17 protein-coding genes are annotated in these 21,391 nt (G+C 52.9%); 9 read left to right on the top strand and 8 right to left on the bottom strand.

Translation table 11 applies throughout. From position 1 onward, the window contains the following. Positions 1–15: 15 nt before the first annotated feature. Entirely contained in the window at positions 16–1,350 is a 1,335-nt protein-coding gene (locus M2418_RS00265) for an aspartate aminotransferase family protein (RefSeq protein ID WP_259142148.1), read from the bottom strand. A 141-nt stretch (positions 1,351–1,491) separates the two neighbouring features. On the opposite strand from M2418_RS00265, the gene M2418_RS00260 reads away from it, so the two are divergent. After that, positions 1,492–2,040: a cupin domain-containing protein gene (locus tag M2418_RS00260; RefSeq protein ID WP_259142146.1), complete on the top strand. Its 549-nt coding sequence runs from the start codon at positions 1,492–1,494 to the stop codon at positions 2,038–2,040. A gap of 12 nt (positions 2,041–2,052) precedes the next feature. On the opposite strand, the gene M2418_RS00255 is transcribed toward M2418_RS00260, so the two are convergent. The 4 genes from M2418_RS00255 to M2418_RS00240 all read right to left on the bottom strand — a co-directional run bounded on the left by M2418_RS00255 (position 2,053) and on the right by M2418_RS00240 (position 8,315). Next, a complete protein-coding gene (locus M2418_RS00255) occupies positions 2,053–2,949 on the bottom strand; it encodes an amino acid ABC transporter substrate-binding protein (protein WP_259142144.1) in 897 nt (298 codons plus the stop codon). Positions 2,950–3,003: 54 nt separating this feature from the next. Further along, on the bottom strand, positions 3,004–3,873 hold the full coding sequence (locus tag M2418_RS00250) for an amino acid ABC transporter substrate-binding protein (RefSeq protein WP_259144663.1): 870 nt from the start codon (positions 3,871–3,873) through the stop codon (positions 3,004–3,006). A 77-nt stretch (positions 3,874–3,950) separates the two neighbouring features. After that, positions 3,951–6,149, bottom strand: a complete 2,199-nt coding sequence (locus M2418_RS00245; RefSeq protein WP_310503175.1) for an EAL domain-containing protein — start codon at positions 6,147–6,149, stop codon at positions 3,951–3,953. 354 nt (positions 6,150–6,503) lie between these two features. Then, complete coding sequence (locus M2418_RS00240) at positions 6,504–8,315, bottom strand: IlvD/Edd family dehydratase (protein WP_192487952.1); 1,812 nt, start codon at positions 8,313–8,315, stop codon at positions 6,504–6,506. Between the two features lie 388 nt (positions 8,316–8,703). Between M2418_RS00240 and M2418_RS00235 the strand changes: the two genes are divergently transcribed. Continuing rightward, a complete protein-coding gene (locus M2418_RS00235) occupies positions 8,704–9,435 on the top strand; it encodes a FadR/GntR family transcriptional regulator (protein ID WP_250982333.1) in 732 nt (243 codons plus the stop codon). 22 nt (positions 9,436–9,457) lie between these two features. On the opposite strand, the gene M2418_RS00230 is transcribed toward M2418_RS00235, so the two are convergent. Together M2418_RS00230 and M2418_RS00225 are read right to left on the bottom strand one after the other, a co-directional pair. Further along, positions 9,458–10,240 carry a metallophosphoesterase gene (locus tag M2418_RS00230; protein WP_259142132.1) on the bottom strand — a complete coding sequence of 261 codons (783 nt, stop codon included), beginning with the start codon at positions 10,238–10,240 and terminating at the stop codon, positions 9,458–9,460. Between the two features lie 46 nt (positions 10,241–10,286). Continuing rightward, positions 10,287–10,844: a hypothetical protein gene (locus tag M2418_RS00225; protein ID WP_259142130.1), complete on the bottom strand. Its 558-nt coding sequence runs from the start codon at positions 10,842–10,844 to the stop codon at positions 10,287–10,289. 206 nt (positions 10,845–11,050) lie between these two features. On the opposite strand from M2418_RS00225, the gene M2418_RS00220 reads away from it, so the two are divergent. Then, positions 11,051–12,433, top strand: coding sequence for an O-antigen ligase (locus M2418_RS00220; RefSeq protein WP_259142128.1), 1,383 nt, complete (start codon positions 11,051–11,053; stop codon positions 12,431–12,433). Here the strand turns inward: M2418_RS00220 and M2418_RS25720 are convergent. Next, positions 12,428–12,643, bottom strand: a complete 216-nt coding sequence (locus M2418_RS25720) for a KTSC domain-containing protein (RefSeq protein ID WP_352230542.1) — start codon at positions 12,641–12,643, stop codon at positions 12,428–12,430. The two genes, M2418_RS00220 and M2418_RS25720, sit on opposite strands and share 6 nt — an antisense overlap. Before the next feature lie 773 nt (positions 12,644–13,416). Between M2418_RS25720 and M2418_RS00215 the strand changes: the two genes are divergently transcribed. From M2418_RS00215 to M2418_RS00190, 6 genes are all read left to right on the top strand, one after another. Further along, positions 13,417–14,406: a fibrinogen-binding protein gene (locus M2418_RS00215; protein ID WP_192487946.1), complete on the top strand. Its 990-nt coding sequence runs from the start codon at positions 13,417–13,419 to the stop codon at positions 14,404–14,406. A 178-nt stretch (positions 14,407–14,584) separates the two neighbouring features. After that, positions 14,585–16,606 (top strand): hypothetical protein, encoded by a 2,022-nt coding sequence (locus tag M2418_RS00210; protein WP_259144660.1) that lies wholly within the window; start codon positions 14,585–14,587, stop codon positions 16,604–16,606. A gap of 23 nt (positions 16,607–16,629) precedes the next feature. After that, on the top strand, positions 16,630–18,870 hold the full coding sequence (locus M2418_RS00205) for a type I secretion system permease/ATPase (protein ID WP_259142118.1): 2,241 nt from the start codon (positions 16,630–16,632) through the stop codon (positions 18,868–18,870). Next, positions 18,867–20,228, top strand: a complete 1,362-nt coding sequence (locus M2418_RS00200; RefSeq protein ID WP_192487944.1) for an HlyD family type I secretion periplasmic adaptor subunit — start codon at positions 18,867–18,869, stop codon at positions 20,226–20,228. The genes M2418_RS00205 and M2418_RS00200 overlap by 4 nt, the downstream gene beginning before the upstream one ends. A gap of 55 nt (positions 20,229–20,283) precedes the next feature. Then, entirely contained in the window at positions 20,284–20,775 is a 492-nt protein-coding gene (locus tag M2418_RS00195; RefSeq protein WP_250982338.1) for a hypothetical protein, read from the top strand. 82 nt (positions 20,776–20,857) lie between these two features. After that, a complete protein-coding gene (locus tag M2418_RS00190) occupies positions 20,858–21,289 on the top strand; it encodes an N-acetyltransferase (protein ID WP_192487942.1) in 432 nt (143 codons plus the stop codon). The last annotated feature ends 102 nt before the right edge of the window (positions 21,290–21,391 follow it).

Raw genomic sequence — 21,391 nt, 5'->3', positions numbered from 1 at the left:
TTTTTTCAGGATTGATCAGGCGGCTCTTTTAATTGCGTCCCCTATAATCGACACAAGCGTATCGATCTGTTCCTTCTCGATAATCAGCGGCGGCGAAAGCGCAATCACATCACCGGTCACGCGGATCAACAGACCCTTGTTGAAGCAATCAACAAAGACGTCATAGGCTCTGGCACCCGGCGTACCCTCGCGTGGTGCAAGTTCGATCGCGCCAACCAGACCGAGGTTGCGCACGTCAACGACATTTGCATGTCCATTGAAGGAGTGCAGCGCCTCCTGCCAGTACTCGGCAAGCTCTGCTGCGCGGGTCAACAGGCCATCTTCAGCATAGACTTCAAGCGTTGCAATGCCAGCCGCGCAGGCAACCGGATGCCCGGAATAGGTATAACCGTGGAACAGTTCGATCTGGTTTTCCGGTCCCTGCATCAGTGCATCGTAAACCGGACGCTTTGCAAACACCGCGCCCATCGGGATCGTGCCATTGGTAATGCCCTTGGCCGTTGTAACGAGGTCAGGAACAACGCCAAAATAATCCGTGGCGAACGGTGTTCCAAGGCGACCGAAGCCGGTGATCACCTCATCGAAAATCAACAGGATGCCGTATTTGTCAGCCGTGGCACGCAGCTTCTCAAGGTAACCCTTTGCTGGCAGCACCACGCCGGCAGAACCGGACATTGGCTCAACGATCACGGCAGCAATGGTTTCGGCGCCATGCAGGCCGACAAGCCGCTCCAGATCATCTGCCAGTTCGACACCATGCTGCGGCAGGCCCTTGCTGAATGCATTGCGCTCCACATCCAGTGTATGGCGCATGTGGTCCGCCGGGATCTGCGGGAAAACACGACGGTTGTTGACGAGGCCACCAACCGAGATACCGCCAAAACCAACGCCGTGATAACCCTTTTCACGACCGATGATGCGGGTGCGCGTTCCCTGCCCAATGGCACGCTGATAGGCAATAGCAATCTTCAGCGCAGTATCGACGGACTCAGAACCGGAACCGGTAAAGAACACGCGGTCCAGCTGGGCAGCTTCACCGCCGGGTGCAATGGCGGCCAGCTTTTCGGCAAAATCAAAGGCAATCGGATGGCCCATCTGGAAGGTTGGTGCGAAATCCATGGTGCGAAGCTGACGCTCGACGGCTTCGGCAATCCGCCCACGGCCGTGACCGGCATTCACGCACCACAAACCGGCGGTGCCATCCAGAACCTTGTTGCCGTCAACGTCGGTGTAATACATGCCCGAGGCACTGGCCAACAGACGAGGCGCTGCCTTGAACTGCCGGTTGGCAGTAAATGGCATCCAGAAGTTTTCAAGCACGGGTGTATTGGGTTTGCTATGCGCGTTCATGATGCTCTCCATGTTTGCCAATTTGTGAAATATTTCCCCTTCTTCAACAAGCCTTTTTCTTCAACAAGCCAACCTATTGAAAAAACTGATGCCGAAGAGCTAATGTTTCGATATTTCGAACAACGACAACAGGGTTGAGGCATGTCAGTCGATATTGGCAACAGGTTGCGACATTTAAGAACGCTTCACAACCTCTCGCAGAGAGAATTGGCGAGACGTGCAGGCGTCACGAATTCCACCATTTCTTTGATTGAATCGAACGCCTCCAACCCGTCAGTTGGCGCATTAAAGCGCATTCTGGATGGAATCCCCATCGGCCTTGCCGAATTCTTCGCGTTTCAGCCGGAAAAACCAAGGCAGTTCTTTTACGCAGCGGAAGAATTGACTGAAATCGGCAAGGGCGCGATTTCTTTTCGCCAGGTGGGCAACAACCTGTTTGGCCGCAGCCTGCAAATTCTGAAAGAATGTTATCAGCCCGGTGCTGACACCGGCAAAGTGCCACTTGTCCATGAAGGGGAAGAAGGCGGCATTGTTTTAAGCGGTCGGCTGGAAGTCATCGTGGAAGATGAACGGCGCATTCTCGGGCCGGGTGATGCCTATTATTTTGAAAGCCGTCGCCCGCACCGTTTTCGCTGCGTGGGAGTGGTTCCCTGCGAAGTGATCAGCGCGTGCACGCCGCCAACATTTTGAAAAGTTTGAGTATTAGCCGCCGAGATTGACAGGATTGTCGAATGCCGCCTTCAGATCGTCAGTCATCGGCGTGTTGAGGTTGACGCCATCAGGTCCGATATCCGTCATGAACCATTTGTTGTAGATGTTGTTGATTTCGCCGCTTTTATAGATCGTCAACAAAGCGTCATTGACCGCATCACGAAAGCCAACGTCGTCCTTACGCAACATTAGCCCATAGGGTTGCGGTTCTGACAACGTGTCCGCAGACAACGCATAGTTCTCCGGATTTTGCGAGTTCGCCACCAGAGACGCCAGCAGAATTCCATCCATCACGAAGGCAGATGCCTTGCCCTGTGTGACCATATCAAACGCATCATTGATGCTGACGCCCTGCACCAGCGCCAGATAGAGGCTCTTTTCACGGTTGATGGTGTTCAGTTGGGCAATATTGGTCGAACCCTTGGTAACGACGACCGTACGTCCGGCCAGATCGTTGATCGAGTTGATTCCGCTGGATTTAAGCGTCACGAAGCGCGTCGATGTAATGAAGTGGCTATAGGAGAACCACACGCTTCTGCGGCGTTCTTCGGTATTGGTGCTCGAAACACATTCCAGATCGATAGACCCGTCATTCAACAGCACCACGCGGTTACTGGCAGTGCGTTCAACAAACTCAATTTTGATGTCAGGCCGGGAAAGTTTTTGCTTCACCAGATCGACAACCCGCCTGCATAAATCAATCGTATAACCGACCGGTTCACCCTTGTGATCGAGATAGGAGAACGGAATGTTTTTCGTCGCATATCCCAGTTTGATAGTGCCTGACTGTGTCATTCTCTCCAGTGTCGGCACCGGTTCATTCGCAAGAACCTGACCGGACGACGCCATCATCAAGCCGGTAAAAAGCAGAGCTTTAAGTCGCAACATGGTGATCCTCTGAAAGCATGAGCTTCATTTCATCATCAAACAACAGCATGTGGATTAATCGTTAAACTCCACTGGCGCTGCGTAGGCTTTTCTTAAAGCTGCAGACATCGGCAGGTTCATATTCATGTTGCTCGGCGGTATCGGCGAAGTGAACCATTTGCTGTAAAGTGCCTTGATTTCATCTCCCGCGAAAATCTCCCTCAGGCTGTCATTAACCAGCGTCTTGAAGGCTGTGTCTCCATGGCGAAGCATCAGACCATAAGGCTCCGGTTCACTCAGTGTTTCCTCAGACAGCCTGTATTTCGACGGGTCTGGTGACTGGGCGATCATTGCCGCCAGCAAAATACCATCCATCACAAAAGCTGATGCTCGTCCCGAGGCCACCAGTTCGAAGGACTCTTCGTTATTCTTGGTTGGAATGACCGCGATGTTCAGCTTTTGCTCGCGGTTGATCTGGTTCAGCTGATCAATATTGACCGTGCCGGATGCCGAGGTCACCGAACGCCCTGTCAAATCCTTCATGCTGGAAATGCCGTCTTCGGTCCGTGACACGAACTGCGTTGCGGTCATGAAATTCGAATAGGAAAAGTCCACCGTTTTGCGGCGCTCTGCCGTGTTGGTGGTTGCCGCACACTCAATGTCGATATTGCCTGTTTTGACGAGAATGAACCGAGTGGCCGGTGTCGCCATGACATACTCGACATCCAGCTTGTCCAGCTTCAGATATTGTCGAATATGGTCTGTCAGACTTTTGCAGAGATCGATGGAAAAACCGACCACCTCACCGGACGGCAAGCGGTAGGAAAACGGAGGTTCCGCCTCACGATAACCAATGCGGATTTTTCCCGATTTGGATATGGCCTGTAATGTCACACTTGTCGTTTCCGCGCTGGCTGTCGACCAGGACACAAGGCTGCCAAGCATAATAAGAGACAACGCAAATTTACGCATTCCAAGTCTCCTGCTGATTTACCTAAACATCTGAAAAGGTATTGTTTCGCTCAACCGTGAGCCGTTGCTTTCCTCAAAAAATCTTCATTCCCTGTCGACAGGTCATGGCACAGTTGCGACGCAGGCATCGGCCGCGCGAAGTAATAACCCTGCGCTTCCGTACAACCTGCAACCTTCAGCACCGCTACCTGCCCCGGCCCTTCAACACCTTCGGCCGTTACTTCCATATCCACCTGCCGCGCCAATGTGGTGATGGCGCTGATAATGGCGTTGCTGGTCGCATCATCCGGCAAGCCAGCCACGAATTCGCGGTCGATCTTCAATTTGGTGAAGGGCACGTTTCTCAACGCCCCGAACGAGGCGTAACCCGTTCCGAAATCGTCAAGAACGATACGCACGCCACTTTCCTTGAGTTTGACCAGGGCCGCAATGCTGGTCGCACCGGTCAGCATTACGGTTTCCGTCACCTCAAGCTCAAGGCGCTCAGGTGACAATCTGGTTTCCTGCAAGGTCTGCTCAACCGTTCCGACGATATTGCTCTGTCGCAACTGGACGGCAGAAAGGTTTACAGCCAGCCTGATGTTATCAGGCCAGCTCATCGCATCGGTGCAGGCTTGTTTCAGGATCCATTCGCCGAGCTGAATGATAAAGCCGGTTTCTTCCGCCAGCGGAATGAACTTGTCGGGCGGGATCATCCCCTGTTTGCGGTGACGCCAGCGCACAAGCGCTTCATAAGCGGCAATCCTGCCATCATGCAGATTGATGATCGGCTGATAATGCAGCTCGAATTCATTATTCTGCAAGGCAAATTTCATGTCCATTTCCAGCGCGTGCTGGTCTTGAACGGCCATGTCCATGCCTTCTTCATAGAACACGGAAATGCCGCGCCCCATTGCCTTTGCACGGTACAAACCAAGATCGGCATTTTGCAGCAACTGGCCCGCAGACACGCCATGCGCAGGCGCACAGGCAATGCCGATACTGGTGCCAACCATCACTTCATGGTCATCCAGCATGAAACTGGTGGAGATGGATTCCAGAATGCGCGAAGCCAGCTTCTGGCCCTCGCGCAATGGATTGCGGCTCACCCTCTGCACAATCGCAAACTCATCACCACCGAGACGTGCCGCGATGTCATCAGGACCAAGTACGGAACGAACACGCGATGCGGTGGACACTAGAAGCGCATCGCCTGACGCATGGCCAAGCGTGTCATTGACCGTCTTGAAGCGGTCGAGATCAAGCAACATGACATTGAACATCTTGCCGGTCTGGGCGGTCTCTTCCAGGCAGGCATTCATGGTTTTCATTAGCAAGGCACGGTTGGGCAACCCGGTCAGCCCGTCATGGTGGGCCATATGCTCCATTTGCAGCGCCATATCGCGCACCTGTCGCAACCGGCCTCTTTCGACCACCGCCTCACGCAGGCTTTCAATGGCTGTGGCCATCGCACCGATTTCGTCCTTGCGGTTGCGAAACGGTGTTTCCACATCGGTTTCTTCGTTGGCGATACGCAACGTCGCCTGAATAAGCGCCGGAACGGGTTTGAGAAACCGCTTGGCAACAAAGCTGACGATGATGCCTGTGACGCTAAAAACCCCTAGCAGAACCAACAGGGAGTTCCGGAGCAACCGTTGCTGGACATTGTAAAGCTCCGAAGCCGTGCCGATACTGGTCGCCACCGCACCGATAACCTCGCCACCTTGGTTTTTCACGATCGGCAGCAGCCCAATATAATGTTTGACGCCGTCGATTTGCGCAAAGCCGGTGGCAAACTCACCTTTGCCACCATAATCCTGAAATATCGGATCATGGATCGGTGCCAATACGTCTGACCCGGAACCACCATCATAGGCAACGGCAACGCTGACAAATGCAGCCTGCTCGGTATCATAACGGTAAAGCCACGTGGTCTTTTTGGTTTGCGCACTGACCAGCGCCAGCACATCGATGGGACTGAAACCGGTCACCAGGACGGATTCGTCATCGCCGATCGGCTGATCGGTGACAATGCGATCGACCTGCCCGCCATCATCCACACTGACAGCAATGTAGGTGTAGATGCTGCGCAAGGTAGCACTGGCGATTTGGGTATTGATCCGCGCCTGGTTACGCCATTGTTCACTGGCGGCAGTCACAAACATCGACCAGCCGACAAAAGCTCCGGCGCCATAGGCAAAAATTACTCCGCCCAGAAAAACAAGGGTGATTTTACCAACAAGCGAACGCCTCCACGCGTTCACACGCATGAAAAGTGTCGGCTGGCGGATATGAGCGCCTGCCTGTTGTGGCACCCCCGTTTCAATCGAACGGATAATTTTCTGAACCATGTGACAAAGTAATTCCCAGTCATACGAAGGCACTGTGTCCGGTTTGTATTTTTCTCACAGGCCTCACCCCATGGAAAACCATCATCAACGGGGGGTATTGAGAACCAATTAATGAAATAGAATGATTACGACGCATAAGTAAGAATCTTATCAAAAATGCATAAAAGCCGCCCCTTAAGGACGGCTTTCACGATGATGCAGCAAATATACTGTCGCTCACATATTCAGAGCGGGAGTGTTCTCCACAAAAAATTGCGGAGAACAGCTTGTATTTTAGTGGTTGTCACGCGGCAGACCCTTGGTCTGGGCAATACGCTGATATTTCACCGCAGGCTCGAGCACGGCACCACTTTCCATCTGACCAACAATGGCACGCTGGATTTCCTGCCATGGAGTCTGGTGAGCCGGGTATTCGTAACCGCCATCCTTCTCCAGAGCTTCGTAACGTGCAGCCAATTCTTCACCGGAGATTAGAATGTCAGCCTTGCCGCGACCCACGTCAACGCGAACGCGGTCACCGGTTCTCAGGATCGCAAGACCACCGCCAGCGGCGGCTTCCGGCGAAGCATTGAGGATAGATGGGCTCCCGGATGTACCAGACTGACGGCCGTCACCAATGCAAGGCAGCGAGTTGACGCCCTGCTTCAGCAGGTAGTCTGGTGCACGCATGTTCACAACTTCAGCTGCGCCCGGATAACCGATCGGACCTGCACCACGCATGAACAGGATCGTGTTGGCATCGATAGCCAGAGACGGATCGTCGATCCGGTGGTGGTAATCTTCCGGACCATCGAACACGACCGCACGACCTTCGAAGGCTTCCGGATCGTTCGGGTTGGACAGGTAACGGTTGCGGAACTCTTCCGAGATAACGCTGGTCTTCATGATGGCAGACGAGAACAGGTTGCCACGCAGTACGCGGAAACCGGCACGTTCTTTCAAAGGCTGTTCGTAAGGACGGATAACCTTTTCGTCTTCAATGATCGCACCGCGACAGTTGTCGCCAATGGTCTTGCCATTGACCGTCATGGCGTCTTCCTTGATCAGACCCTGCGTCATGAGCTGGTTGACCACGGCCGGGACGCCACCGGCATGGTAATAATCTTCGCCGAGATATTCACCGGCTGGCTGCAGGTTCACCAGCAGCGGAACGTCTTCACCGTATGTCTGCCAGTCATCAACCGTCAGTTCAACACCGACGTGACGTGCAAGACCGTTGAGGTGGATCGGTGCGTTGGTAGAACCACCGATTGCCGAATTGACGCGGATTGCGTTGATGAAAGCATCCTTGGTCATGATATCGGAAGGCTTCAGGTCTTCCTTGACCATTTCAACAATGCGCAGACCGGTGAGATAGGAAACTTCCTGACGGTCACGGTAAGGAGCCGGAATAGCGGCAGAACCTGGCAGCTGCATGCCGAGTGCTTCAGCCAGCGAGTTCATGGTCGTGGCCGTACCCATGGTGTTGCAGTAACCGGTTGAAGGTGCAGAGGAAGCAACCAGCTTCACGAAGCCCTGATAGTCGATTTCGCCCTTGGCGAGAAGTTCGCGTGCCTTCCAGACGATGGTACCAGAACCGGTACGCTCACCGCGGAACCAGCCGTTCAGCATCGGGCCGACGGACAGTGCAATTGCCGGAATGTTGACGGTGGCCGCCGCCATAAGACAGGCAGGCGTGGTCTTGTCACAACCGATGGTCAGAACAACGCCGTCAAGCGGGTAACCATACAGCACTTCAACGAGGCCGAGGTAAGCAAGGTTACGGTCGAGACCAGCGGTCGGGCGCTTGCCGGTTTCCTGGATCGGGTGGACTGGAAATTCGATAGCGATGCCGCCAGCTTCACGGATACCTTCGCGCAGGCGATTGGCCAACTCAAGGTGGTGACGGTTGCAAGGCGAAAGATCAGAACCGGTCTGGGCAATACCAATAATCGGACGGTCTGACTGCAATTCCGCCTGGCTCAAGCCGAAATTCATGTAACGCTCGAGATAAAGCGCCGTCATATCCGCGTTGGCCGGGTTATCGAACCAGGCGCGAGAACGCAGTTTTCCGGAAGTGGACGGAAGATTATCGGAATTTCCCATGGTGATTGCCTCAAAACAAAAATAAGACGACAGCCGCGTCAATGCTCTGTCTGGGAAGGTATCCGCACGCAGCTATGCCACTACGGTCCACGCTTCCGTTATTTGTATTACTATTTATCGAGGGGAACGCTTGTCAAGAGTCGTTGGCACCAAACACGGCACTCTCGTATAAAAGAGCTAAACAGCATTATTTTTAATACGCTAATTTACCACAAAGACACATATGTTTTTTATTGCAAAGCAAACATGAGTGCAATAATCATACTATATGCTGAATCTTCATCGCCCTGTTGTGTCAGGAGACGACCAAGCTATTTCTCGCAAATGGCTGAATTTTGACGTACAGTTTTAACGAAATGCAGAAATGGGCCAACGCCAAGGAGATTTCGTGGGGCTGCTTGAAACGACGATCACAGGACGTAAAAGACGCAGTAGCCACGCACATGTTGTTGCGGAACTAGGCAGCGGAATAGTCTCGGGCAGCATTGCCGAGGGATCGATCCTGCCGGGAGATGCCGATCTGTCGCTGAGGTTTGGTGTTTCGCGCACAGTTCTCCGGGAAGCAATGAAGACATTGGCCGCAAAACGGCTGGTCGAACCCAAGGCGAAAGTTGGCACCCGAGTTCTGGGCAGTGAAAGCTGGAACTTTTTTGACGCTGATGTTCTTGGCTGGCGCTGCGACGCTGGGCTAGATCAGGAATTTGTAGAACATCTGGCAACAATCCGCATGACGCTGGAACCGGCAGCCGCAGCGGCTGCCGCCACTCAGGCATCAAGCGACGATATTGCAGCGCTTTATGCAATTGCTGCCCGGTTTGATGACCTTAGCCACACACCGGAAACCATTGCCAAGGTGGACCTTGATTTCCATCTCGCAATTGCCCGCATGTCCGGCAATCCATTCATGCGTTCGGCAAGCGGTCTGATCGAAGCAGCGCTGGCAATCTCCTTCAAGCTGTCGTCACCAGCCGCTTCGCCAGAAACCATCGAGGAAATCGCAACCAACCATTTGCGTATTGCCCACGCCATTGCCCTGCGTGATCCAGAAAAGGCAACGGTTGCGATGCGCCATGTCATTGAAGCCGGGAAAGACCGTATTGCCGTTCACCTTACAAAATAGACAGCAATTTTGAAAACTGGCTTCAGGACAGAATGAAGCCTTTACCATCCTCAAGTTTGAGAACAGTCAAACGGTTGCTGTTAACAGCACCGGTATCAATTCCGATGCGGTTTGGGCCTGTTTCCGGCCGCTCATAAACCGTATGACCGTGCACCACCAGAAACGGCAGTTCCGGCCCGCGTGACAGAAACGGTTCGCGGATCCACAACAGATCGCGGTCATCCTGCTCCTCCAGTGCCACGCCCGGCCGCAAGCCGGCATGGACAAACACGTAAGACCCGATCCGGACATAACCGACCATATTTTTCAGCAGCTCCACGTGCTGTGAAGGAATGGTGTCAGCCAGCGCCCGCTTCAGATCATCAATGCCCTTTTTGCCACGCGTCAGCATGTAATCGGCATCGATGCCGTAGGACAGCAATGTCTGGCGGCCGCCAAAGTCCAGCCAGTTCATATGGCGTGCCGGGTCATCCAGAAATTGCAGAAACGCATCATCGTGATTGCCACAGACGATATAGCGCTGCAGGCCGTAAGAAGACGGTGCACAGAGATAGTTCATCACATCCGCGGAGTTTTTGCCACGATCGATGTAGTCACCCAAAAGAATGACGAGACCTGCCTGTCCGTTTGCAATCAGATCACCTGCCACAAGGCTTTCGGCATGCTGCAGCAGATCTATACGACCGTGAACATCCCCGATGGCGTAGATAGGATAATGCGGGATTTGCGGACCAAGATCGATTCTCTGCCTTCTGGGCTCGGTCGCTGCCTGTGGTGCAGCCTTGTTCCCGAACAGTCTTTGCAATGACGGTATCATTCTATCGAAAAACTTTCCTGCACAGCATTCCAATTCATTTGGGGCTGCCAGCCGCGGCCCGCTCCAAAGGCGTTACAGCATTCTTTTCCAACAACATATCAGAAACGCTGCGTCCATTTATACGGCAATCGACGAGCCATGTCCTGAGTGCGATGGAAGTTCTACGACATTCCACAAACTTTCTGGCCAGAATATTCCGCAAAACAACCGATGCCTTTGCGCCACATGCATTTCTTTGGCCGCTCTTATCAATGCAAATCTTGCGTGAGGGTATTCCAACGACATTTTCCAGAAGGAAAATACCTTCGTCCGTCGAGAAGGACGCACTGTCGTGGATTTTCATGTTGAATTGTGCACGGAACTTGTAGGGAAATTCATCGATCAAAGGAATATCCGGTTCGCGGCGCTGTACTTTTACAGGTTCCGTCGTCCAAACGGCCCGCTGATCCGGTGAATACAGCCCCTTTTCAAGCAAATGTGATGATGCATCACTTTCTGGTGGCGCGACAATTTGTGCAACCACCATCATAGCCAGCATGAAAAAACCAACAGCGCAAAACAGACGGAAAACAAGTCTTGTGACTTCTTGCATTAATCATACCGAAAATTATTGTTTCATAGAACTGTTCAATGGTTTATGGGCGTCAATTCTATAACACCCACGTTATGACCTTAAAAAATTTCAGAAAATGCATTTGCCATGCATGAGGTGCTGTCTTGAGTACGCTTTCCCTGCCAGTGAGCCTCGTCATAAGTAAAGCACGGAGCATTTGTTCAGTAATTTACTGGTTGATTATCTTGCTGTCGGTCGTTGATTACGGTGGCTCGGGTACAAAAACTGTTCCAATCCTCTGTCTTGGCATTTTTGCACTGCTGCCGATGATGCTGGCAACGGCAGGTCTGCCGAAATATTCCCGTTCAGTTATAATCGGAACGGCCGTTGTTTTGATAGCTATTTTGGGTTTTATCACGTTCCAGACCAGCCCGCTGCCCGGCCATATGCTGGCGCACCCCGCCTGGCAGGAAGTGGTCAAACTCAACCCTGATACCGTGCCAGTGATATCCTTGACCCCGGCGGACGACATGGGCGGTTTTCTGAAAATCGCGCTGTGTGCAGGCATCTTCATGCTTGGCCTGATGCTGTATGATACGGATGAGCGCGCACTGTCAGCACTCAAGATCATCGGCATCGGTGGCGGGATCATTGCCATATGGTCCATCCTGCAGTTTCTGCTTCTGCCCGGCACTCTCGGCTTTGGGCAGAAGAAATTTTATCTCGACAGCCTCACCAGCTTCTTCATTAACAGAAACACCGCAGGAACGTTCCTCGGCCTGTTGCTGCTAGCATTGTTTACGCTGGCATGGCGCACACTTGAGCCCTTGGAAATTCGCCATATCTGGGGACGCATCACCTATGGCACAGGCCTGACCGACAACCAGAAAAAACAACTTCTGCATACCGGCTTTTATACTCTGTTGCTGTTTGCAACCTTCGTTGCATTGATGCTGACCCGCTCGCGTGGCGCAACCGCTGCAACATTCATTTCCCTGATGATGCTTGCCGTTATGCTGGTGTTTGGTTCGAAAAAATCATCCGCCACGAGTTTCGCCCGACCAACGCTGTGGACACGCATTCGCCCCTTTGCCCTCACGGGCGCTGCAATGTTCATGGTGATGATCATGTTCTCGGCCTTTGCCGGACGTGCATCTCTGCGCATCGAAGCCGCTGGCGGTGAAGACGGCCGTTTCTGCGTCATGCCGTTTATCAAATCCGCGGTTGCAGATCATTTGCCTTGGGGCAGCGGCCTGTCCAGCTTCCAATCCGTCTATGCCGGATATCATGAAGCCGCGTGCGGCATATCCCGTGTATGGACCCGTGCCCATAATGTTTACATGGAAGGCCTGCTGACGTTCGGCATCGTGTTTGCCATTCTGGTTGCGATTTTTGTCGTCACCTTCGCAACCATCTTCATACGAGGCATTTTCAAGAGAAAGAACTACGGTTTCGCACCCAAGCTCGGCCTTGCGGCTATCGTTCTGGTCGCCATTCACTCGGCAATCGATTTTTCCGTGCAGATACCGGGCATGGCAACAAGTTTCGCAGCGCTGCTCGTGCCGCTCGTCACCATAAGCCTGCGCCCCTCCGCCGGGAGACGGAAAAGACAGAGCCGTTCCTCATAACAATTTGCGGAGCGGGCTGATGTGGCGGGTGTAATACCAGCCGGGAGATTGTGCCGTAATAAGGTTCTCATACATGGCACGAGGAACAGCGATTGTCCTTTGGCGACCATCGTGAAATGTCACGGACAGCATGCGTTTATCCTCGTCATATGACGCAGATGCAATAAGTTTCGATTTCAAAGTCGAACTGTCCGTTATGTGCTCAGCCATTGCCTGTTTCCATTCGCGACGGTGTAACTTTTCGTTAATCTTGTGCGGCGCACAACAGAATGTCAACTCACCAAATCTCTTCGGTCAATTGTGCGGTATACAGCCAGAATGGCCTTGCTCGAATTGTTACGTGATAAGTTTAAGCCATCAATTTGACGGACGTTTAAAATAAGCCTGAACCTTATTTACAAAATAAAAATATCCATACGTGTTGTCTGTGTTGGTATAACTATCAATGCGGCCAAAGTACGAAGGGTAGTAATCATTTCGCGCCCGAAAAGTTCCGCACATCCATTCGCAGAACAAGTCAAAAACTAAAAAAACTTTTTATTACAAATAGATAAGTCGGAAAATATTGCTCCCGCAATAGCCCGCGGCGACGTAACCCGAATTGGTATCTATCAAAACATTCCCTTATCAGACACAGTTTGACCGTTGCCACAGGGCAGCACGGAAGCGTCGCAGAAATGCATTTGTGTTTGGCACGTAAGCAGCCCTTCCTTCTTAAACGACAATCATATGAACGCATGACTTGCAGCCGGCAACAGCTGCCAGAACGGATTTGTACGCCTTTGTATTTTGTAACGTGCAATCCCAAAAACCCGGCGCAACCGGATAATAAGGCCTGATCAACAGGTCGGGATGAACCGCAGATGAATTGTATTGATCACATCTGCCCAACTGTAACCGCTACGGAGCATGCACAGACGAAAAATCCCGTTTAGATGAAAGGGATGTCGAAAGCTGCTCCAATTTCTTTTGGAGGAAATGAAATGGGTGCTTACGATCACAAATCGCCAAGCGGCAGCGACGACGACATCACGAAAATCGGCGCGCTTTCAGACGGCTTTGCCAACACAGCGACCAATGACACCAGCGTAGAAGACAGCAATGTCGGCGCAGCCAATGGTAACAACCGCAACAACGACAATAGCGACAACAGCACCAACACGGACATTGATGCGAAAGTCGACGTTGCCGTTGGCAATGGCGACAACCGCGACAATGAATACGACTGGAGCTATGACAGCAAAACTGTAAGCCTGTCGGACAATGACACCAACACCAAGACGACGACCATCACCGACACAGACACCAAAGTTGACTATGACTGGAGCTATGACAGCAAAACAGTCAGCATGTCGGACAACGACACCAACATCAAGACAACCACCGTTACCGATACCGACACGGACATCAAGAACATATCAGATGACGACACAACCAACACGTCAGGAAGCTTCAATTCTTCCGAAAGCTTCTACAAGTCGGACACCGACTTTGCCGTTCTTGATGATGTGAAGGACTTTGGCAATCTGGGTATTGCCGGTGGCGACCTCACATTCAACCTCGGTGACGACTTCTCGTTCACACTGGATGTCGACAATGTACTGAACAGCTCCCTCAACGGTGGCAGCCATAACACAGGCTTCAGCCTTGTGCAGGCCAACCACCTTGCTGATCAAGACGTCGCTTATGACGTCAAGATGAACAACGGCGGCGCTGAAAACCACCTCAAGGCCGATGCAGGCACAGCCTACGGTGCTGAAGGTGTGGATATGGACGGCAAGGGTTGGGACCTCAAGGCAGGCGACGACGTCGCAGGCACGAGCACAGCCGATGCATCTGCGATCCTGGCAAATTCCGGCTTCCACATGGAACTGGTACAGGGTGCCAACATGCTCAGCAATGCCGTTGATGTCAGCATCATCGGTGGCAACTCTCACATCACCGATGTGGGCGAAGATACCTCAAGTCACTGATGCTCCCTCGACAATGAAAAGGCTGCACCGGCACCCGCCGGTGCAGTTTGGCGGTTGTGAAAACCGGCAAAGGGCATCCGGTGGCAGCAGAAATCGCACGCTCCCAGTCTCCCCTGAAGTGACCAGCCTGCGATTTCTGTTCGTGATGCCGCTCTAAAAGGAGGGGTTCACCATGTATGTGTATGACGACAAAATTTCGGAAATGATCGCGCACTTCATCGGGCTGTTCGAGACCGAAACAGAAGAAGCACGCATGCGCCAGAAATTTCTCGACGGCAGAAGCACCCCGGACAAAAATCCTGCCCTGCAGACAGAGGAAACACAGGATCGGGATTTCGATTCCCGGCTTGCCTTGCAGGACTATGCACCCGGCGTCAATTACCACGCTCCCTATTATGACTGGAATTACCTCGGCTACAGACCAGCCGGAGATTTCAACGACGCTCTCGACCGACTGCACGCCGGTCATGCTCTCGGGTTGAGCGCACCGCGCATCCACCATCCGGGGGTCGGGCCGTTTTCGCAAGAACAGGAACTCGTAATCCACGGCGGCCCTGGCTCCACCATCGCGCACACCGCGCAGGTCAATCTGCTTCAGGACGATGACTATCTGAACATGACTGACGGTGTGAACATTCCACGCGACACGACCTTTGTCACGGCACGCATGATGGAGTTTTACGACAAGGCCGAGGGTTATATTCCGTTCTCGGGCTTCACCCGCACGGATGAATACGCAAAACTCCAAGACATTGCCAAGGATGTCCATGACTACGTCGACAATGCCCGCGAAAATGACATTACCTCCCTAAATACCGGTGCAGAAGTCGATTTCGTTTTGGCTGCCCATCAAATTAATGGTGTCTACATCAATGGCGCGCTGTCCGCAGAGGCACCCGATGTCAATGATTTCATGCCGGAGCGCGGAATCGCCAAACCTGCTGAAGAACCAGAAAAAAGTGAAGTTTCACTGGAAAGCGACGCAGCACATCCCAATAGTGTGGATGTTGCAGCGGGCGCCAATATCGTCGCCAATATTACAACTCTAACCAATACCGGCGTCATGGCTCCAGTCATGGCTGTGATGGGCGATTACCATCAGATCGATGCGATAACCCAAGCCTTTGTTTATAGCGACCGCGACGAAATAGACAGCGCACTCACAACTTCAGAAAACCATTCTGCAACTGCGGCATACAATATCGCGACATTCGAAAGAGGCGCGTACGAATACTCGACGAACCCTTCTGCCGTTGATGAGCATGGAGACTTGGTATTCCCAACCGCCTGGCGCGTCAGCGTTGTTGATGGCGATGTCTGCTTTGTGAACTGGCTGGAACAATATCAGTTCATTTCCGACAACGACACGATGACCATCACGACCACCGGCTCCGAGGTCAGTGTGCTGACAGGCGGTAATGCCGCCATCAACCTGTTTTCGTTCCTAGGCATGAGTACGCAGTTCGATCTCATCATCGTTGGCGGCAATGTGCTTGACATGAGCATCATCAGTCAGATCGCCGTACTCTACGATAATGACTGGGTGCGCGCCACGGCCGATTTGGGCGGCACCAATGGTGCCGTTGCCCAATCCGGCAACAACCTCATCTGGAACCAGGCATCTATCCACAATATTGGCAGCAACGATCGTTTCGAGGCAATGCCGGACCACATTGGCAAAGCGGTTGATGCCATCAATGAGCGCGATCGAAACCTTCCTGATGGCTTTGCGACCGACCCGACCTTTGCGGGCTACGCGGGACTGAATGTCCTTTACATCACGGGCAACCTCTTCGACGTCAACATCATCAAACAGGTTAGCATTCTAGGAGATTCCGACGATGTGACCCAGGCCATATCCAAGGTTCTTGAGAGCAATCACGATGCGACCGTGACTGTCGACACCGGAAGCAATGCCATCGTCAACATCGCCCAGATTGTTGACTACGACAGTTTCGGTTCCACAACCTACCTGGCAGGTAACCTCTATTCAGATGCGATCCTCATTCAAGGCGGCATCATCGAACATGATACCTCTCAGCCAACGCCCGTTGGAAGCGGCCTCGCAAACGAGGTCATAGCATTTCTCCATGATGACAACCCTGCGGTGGACGATACCGACGGCGTTATTAACGCCGGTCACGACCTGTCCTGGTCGTCGGCACATCCAGTCGACGTCATGCAATCCGTCGTCGCGTAAATAGCATTCCGAAGGAGAAGCAGATGAACCAGTTTTCGCGTAATCTAACTGCCGACGGAAAGGCAAAAACCGAAGACGAGGTAACCGAGGCATGCATTTCGGCCATCAATGATGCCGTTGAAAAATTTCGCACACTGTCCCAACCCGTTGAAGAGGTAAGAAGCAATGAAAAGGTGGAACTTACCGCTCCACCACCGGTCGAACCGACCCGGCCAACAACAACAATTTCCGCTCCAGAAGTGCCAGTCGCACCAACGCCTCAACCCATACCGCAGGAAACTGCACGTATAGCCCCTGAAGAACAGGTTCCTCCGCAACGGCCCATCGACCGTGAAACAAGCGAGCCAGAACCACAGTTGAAATCAGCACCAGAGGTTCCAGCCTTCACCAAAACAATCGATAGCAATGTCGGCCCTGTACGTGACAATGAACGCCGCGTGGCGACCGGCGGTGGCGGCAATGGCAAGGACCCGGAATTTCGTGGCGGTGGCGGCGGTGGTGGCGGCGGCGACAATACCGGCTTCCACAAACGCAGCGAACCGGTGAATTTTGCGGTCAGCCTGGCGAAGGGAATTGCGGCAATCCGGCGCAACATGATCATCGTGATGTTGTTCACAATCGCCATAAATGTACTGCTGCTTGCCATTCCTCTTTATCTTTTTCAAATTTCCGACCGCGTTTTGACCAGCCGCTCAATGGATACGCTGATCATGCTGTCCGTCGCAGTCCTTGGCGCGGTTCTGTTGCAGGCGTTCCTCGATTCCATTCGCCGCTTCATCCTGATGCGCACGGCGGTTGAACTTGAGGTACGTCTGGGCGCCCCAATTCTTAGCGCCGCCGCGCGCGCATCGATGCATGGTAATGGCAAGGACTACCAGATTTTGCAGGACCTGCAGCAACTGCGGTCCTTTATCACCTCGGGCACGCTGATTGCGTTTCTCGACGCGCCATTGATGCCGTTTTTTGTTGTGGTCGTATATCTGGTGCATCCGCATCTGGGCATCATCATCATGGTCTGTTGTGCGGTCCTGTTTCTGATCGCATGGCTGAACCAAAAGTTCACAGCCCGTCAGTTTGCCGAAGCAAATGTCTATCTCAGCCGCGCCAACTTCCATCTCGACTCTATGTCGCGCAATTCGCAGATCATCAACGCCTTGGCGATGATCCCGGAAGCTGTGAAAATGTGGGGGCGTGAGACAGCCGGTTCGCTGCAGTCACATGTTGCAGCACAGGATCGCAACATTATCTTTTCCGGCATATCCAAAGCCTGCCGAATGATCACCCAGATCACCTTGCTCGGCTGGGGGGCCCATCTGTCCCTGACCGATCAGTTGACAGGCGGCATGGTCATTGCTGCGTCGATCATTTCCGGCCGCGCGCTGGCACCAATTGAAGGTGCTATCGAAGGTTGGCACCAGTTCAACAAGTCGGCCACGGCCTACGGACGCATCAAGGCGCTGCTGTTGAATTCACCGCTTAATTTCCCACGCCTGCGCTTGCCCAATCCTGAAGGGCGACTGGATGTAGAACGCCTGCTGTTTGTGCCACCACCACAGAAGAAGGTTATTCTCAACGGCATTTCCTTTTCTCTGCAAAAGGGTGAATCGCTTGCCATCATCGGCAATTCCGGTTCCGGCAAAACAACCCTTGGCAAGATGCTGGTCGGCTCGATCATGCCAACCTCAGGCAATGTGCGCCTCGACCTCATGGATCTGCGCAATTGGGACCAGCGGCAGTTCGGAGAAAGCATTGGCTATCTGCCACAGGACGTGCAGCTCTTCCCCGGCACCATAAAGGCTAACATCTGCCGCATGCGTGACGATGTCGAGGATCGCCAGATTTTTGAGGCTGCGGTGCTGGCGGATGTGCACGAATTGATCGCCGGTTTCCCGCAAGGATATGAAACCGTCGTGGCGGCCGATGGCGCACCACTCTCCGGCGGCCAGAAACAACGTATTGCCCTTGCCCGCGCTTTCTTCGGAGATCCGAAATTCGTTGTACTGGATGAGCCGAATTCAAACCTTGATACGCAAGGCGAGGCTGCCCTGGCAAAAGCCATTATACACGCAAAGAAGCAGGGCATCACAACGGTCACGATTACCCAGCGCCCTGCTCTTCTGCAATGCGTCGACAAGATCATGGTCCTGAAAGACGGCACCGTGGCGATGTTCGGCGAGCGGATGGACGTCCTTAAAGCGCTGTCGCGCGGCAACAAAAGCGAACAAAATGGCCCTGCTCCACGCATTGAGGGAGAACGCAAATGACTTTCCGGAAAAAAGGCAAAAAGCAGGATATAAAAGAACAAGGCCAGCTTGAATGGTATAGCGAGGTGCCACGCTCGATACGTTTACACAGCGTTGTTGGTCTGGCCGTGCTTTTCACCGCATTTGGCGGGTTTGGCTACTGGGCGGGAACCGCACCGCTGGCATCTGCCATCATCGCGCAAGGCAGTTTCGTTGCCACCGGCAACAATAAGATCATCCAACACTTGGAAGGCGGCATTATCAAGGATGTCGGCGTCAGTGAAGGTGATGTGGTGCATGAGGGAGATGTACTCCTCACCCTCGACAAGACCGCAGCTCTTTCTAACGAACGGATGCTGAAACTGCGCCAACTGCGACTGGAAACGATCGTCACCAGACTGCGGGCAGAAGCGCAAGGTGAGAAAACTTTCAAAGTGCCGGATATCGTTTTGAAAGAAGCCGCCGACCCGGATATCAACGCGATCATTCAAAGCCAGAATGTTGTGTTTCACAGCAAACAGATCAAGCTTGAAGAACAACTGAACCTTATAGAGAAGAATATCAAATCCCTTGAATTCCGCTACGAGGGCTACAAGGGTCAAAAAGACTCTTTTGATCGTCAGCTATCTTTGCTGACGCAGGAACGGGATTCAAAGGTGCGCCTCGCCAAGGAGGGCGTCATCCGCAAAACCGATATGCTTGCGCTGGAACGGGCCATAGCGGACGCTATGGGCGATATTGCCCGGCTGAGTGGCGAGATGAACCAGAGCGAGGCAGAGATTGCCAAGTTCCGGCAAGAAGCAATCATCGCGATCAACTCCAACAAACAGGCAGCACTGGACGCATTGGAAACGGCCGAATCCGACCTCGACAGTATTCGCCAACAGCTGCACGAAGCGGCCGAAGTGCTTGATCGTACCATTATCCGCTCACCGGTGACCGGCACAGTCATACGTTCCTATTACCACACCGCAGGTGGCGTTATTACCACCGGCAAACCGATCATGGAAATCCTGCCAGCGGGTGTTCCGCTGATCCTTGAGGCACAGGTGCTACGCACCTCCATTGACCAGTTGCATGAAGGTCAGACAGCGGCGATCCGCTTGTCTTCCCTCAATCGCAGAACCACACCCGTGCTGCATGGCAAAGTGTTCTACGTATCTGCCGACAGTATCGAAGAAAGCAGCGGTCTTTCGACCAAGGATGTCTACATTGTGCGTGTCCGCATTCCCGATGAGGAAATTGCCCGCGTCAATGGCTTTCATCCTGTTCCCGGCATGCCGGCGGATGTGTTGATCCAGACATCTGAGCGTACCTTCTTCGAGTATCTGACGAAACCGATTTCGGACAGCATGTCACGCGCCTTCAAGGAACGTTGATGATCGTCAGACGGAAGCATATGATCGTGCTGTCATGCCAGATGGGAGGACCACAATGGCAGCCATGTCAGATGTTCTGTTACGTGTCGGACGTTTAAATTACGTCTGGACCAATACGGAAAGCCTGCTGATCTACATCATCGCTCATCTGCTTCGCGTTGAAAAAGAAGCAGCCATTGTGGTGTTTCTGACACTTAATACAACGCGCGCCCGCATCGATCTCATCGAGCGACTTGCCAAGCTTTCCGCAACGCCTGCGGCCGAGCGGAAGGCCATTCTCGGTATGATGGCACGGTTGAAGTCAGAATCCAAAATGCGCAACAAATACAATCACTGCATTTATTCGTTTGACGAAAACGGCGAGATTTCCAGCACACAACTGATGCGTCTGTTCGACGATGACAAGGAAGTCCGCTACGGCAAGGTTGAGCAGATGGACCAGAAGGAGTTGGACTCCCTTGAAAAATCGATCGGCGCGATAGTCGAACTCAGCAAGACCATCTGGAATTTCATTCACGCCAGCCCTCATGTGTCAGGCGAGTTGTAAAGCCATCTCAAGCCTCCCACTCATATTGACAAGCGAAAAGCAGGCGCTCTTATACGGGGAAAATTCAAAGGATAATTTCCCCATGAGCCTGCCCATCATCGACATCGTTACCGAAAACCCGACCGAGCAGGATTGTGCAGCAATCATCGCACCACTGCGCCAGTTTAACCGGGCAAACCGCGGTATGATTGAGGATAAGCCGGACTTTGCCGTGCTGGTACGTGACCCTGGCACTCGTGAGGTACTGGGCGGCCTTTACGGCACCGACAGCTACGGTTGGGCTTTTGTGAAATACCTCGTCGTTCCCGAACAGTTCCGTGGCCAGAAACTCGGCTCACACCTGATTGAAGAAGCCGAAAAAATTGCTCGAGACCGTGGTTATATCGGCATATGGCTGGATACTTTCGAGTTTCAGGCCAAACCGTTTTACGAAAAGATGGGCTACACCGTATTTGGTGAACTGGAAGGCGCACCAAATGCCATCGGCCGTTACTTCCTCAAGAAAAAATTCTGATCATTTGGCCACGTCTTTTCGGTGACATGGGCGTGAGCCTAATCCCTATTGATGGCCGATTTTCACCCATAGGGAATATTTGAAGCCGAATAATTCCCAATA

Source organism: Rhizobium sp. BIGb0125 (genome assembly GCF_024810055.1).
Lineage (GTDB): Bacteria > Pseudomonadota > Alphaproteobacteria > Rhizobiales > Rhizobiaceae > Agrobacterium.
This window is presented reverse-complemented; position numbering and strand designations above follow the sequence as displayed.

Excerpts from the sequence above, each read along its gene's own strand:
- M2418_RS00265 (WP_259142148.1), bottom strand. The coding sequence starts at position 1,350 with ATGAACGCGCATAGCAAACCCAATACACCCGTGCTTGAAAACTTCTGG.
- M2418_RS00260 (WP_259142146.1), top strand. The coding sequence starts at position 1,492 with ATGTCAGTCGATATTGGCAACAGGTTGCGACATTTAAGAACGCTTCAC.
- M2418_RS00255 (WP_259142144.1), bottom strand. The coding sequence starts at position 2,949 with ATGTTGCGACTTAAAGCTCTGCTTTTTACCGGCTTGATGATGGCGTCG.
- M2418_RS00250 (WP_259144663.1), bottom strand. The coding sequence starts at position 3,873 with ATGCTTGGCAGCCTTGTGTCCTGGTCGACAGCCAGCGCGGAAACGACA.
- M2418_RS00245 (WP_310503175.1), bottom strand. The coding sequence starts at position 6,149 with ATGCGTGTGAACGCGTGGAGGCGTTCGCTTGTTGGTAAAATCACCCTT.
- M2418_RS00240 (WP_192487952.1), bottom strand. The coding sequence starts at position 8,315 with ATGGGAAATTCCGATAATCTTCCGTCCACTTCCGGAAAACTGCGTTCT.
- M2418_RS00225 (WP_259142130.1), bottom strand. The coding sequence starts at position 10,844 with ATGCAAGAAGTCACAAGACTTGTTTTCCGTCTGTTTTGCGCTGTTGGT.
- M2418_RS25720 (WP_352230542.1), bottom strand. The coding sequence starts at position 12,643 with ATGGCTGAGCACATAACGGACAGTTCGACTTTGAAATCGAAACTTATT.
- M2418_RS00215 (WP_192487946.1), top strand. The coding sequence starts at position 13,417 with ATGGGTGCTTACGATCACAAATCGCCAAGCGGCAGCGACGACGACATC.
- M2418_RS00205 (WP_259142118.1), top strand. The coding sequence starts at position 16,630 with ATGAACCAGTTTTCGCGTAATCTAACTGCCGACGGAAAGGCAAAAACC.
- M2418_RS00200 (WP_192487944.1), top strand. The coding sequence starts at position 18,867 with ATGACTTTCCGGAAAAAAGGCAAAAAGCAGGATATAAAAGAACAAGGC.
- M2418_RS00195 (WP_250982338.1), top strand. The coding sequence starts at position 20,284 with ATGGCAGCCATGTCAGATGTTCTGTTACGTGTCGGACGTTTAAATTAC.
- M2418_RS00190 (WP_192487942.1), top strand. The coding sequence starts at position 20,858 with ATGAGCCTGCCCATCATCGACATCGTTACCGAAAACCCGACCGAGCAG.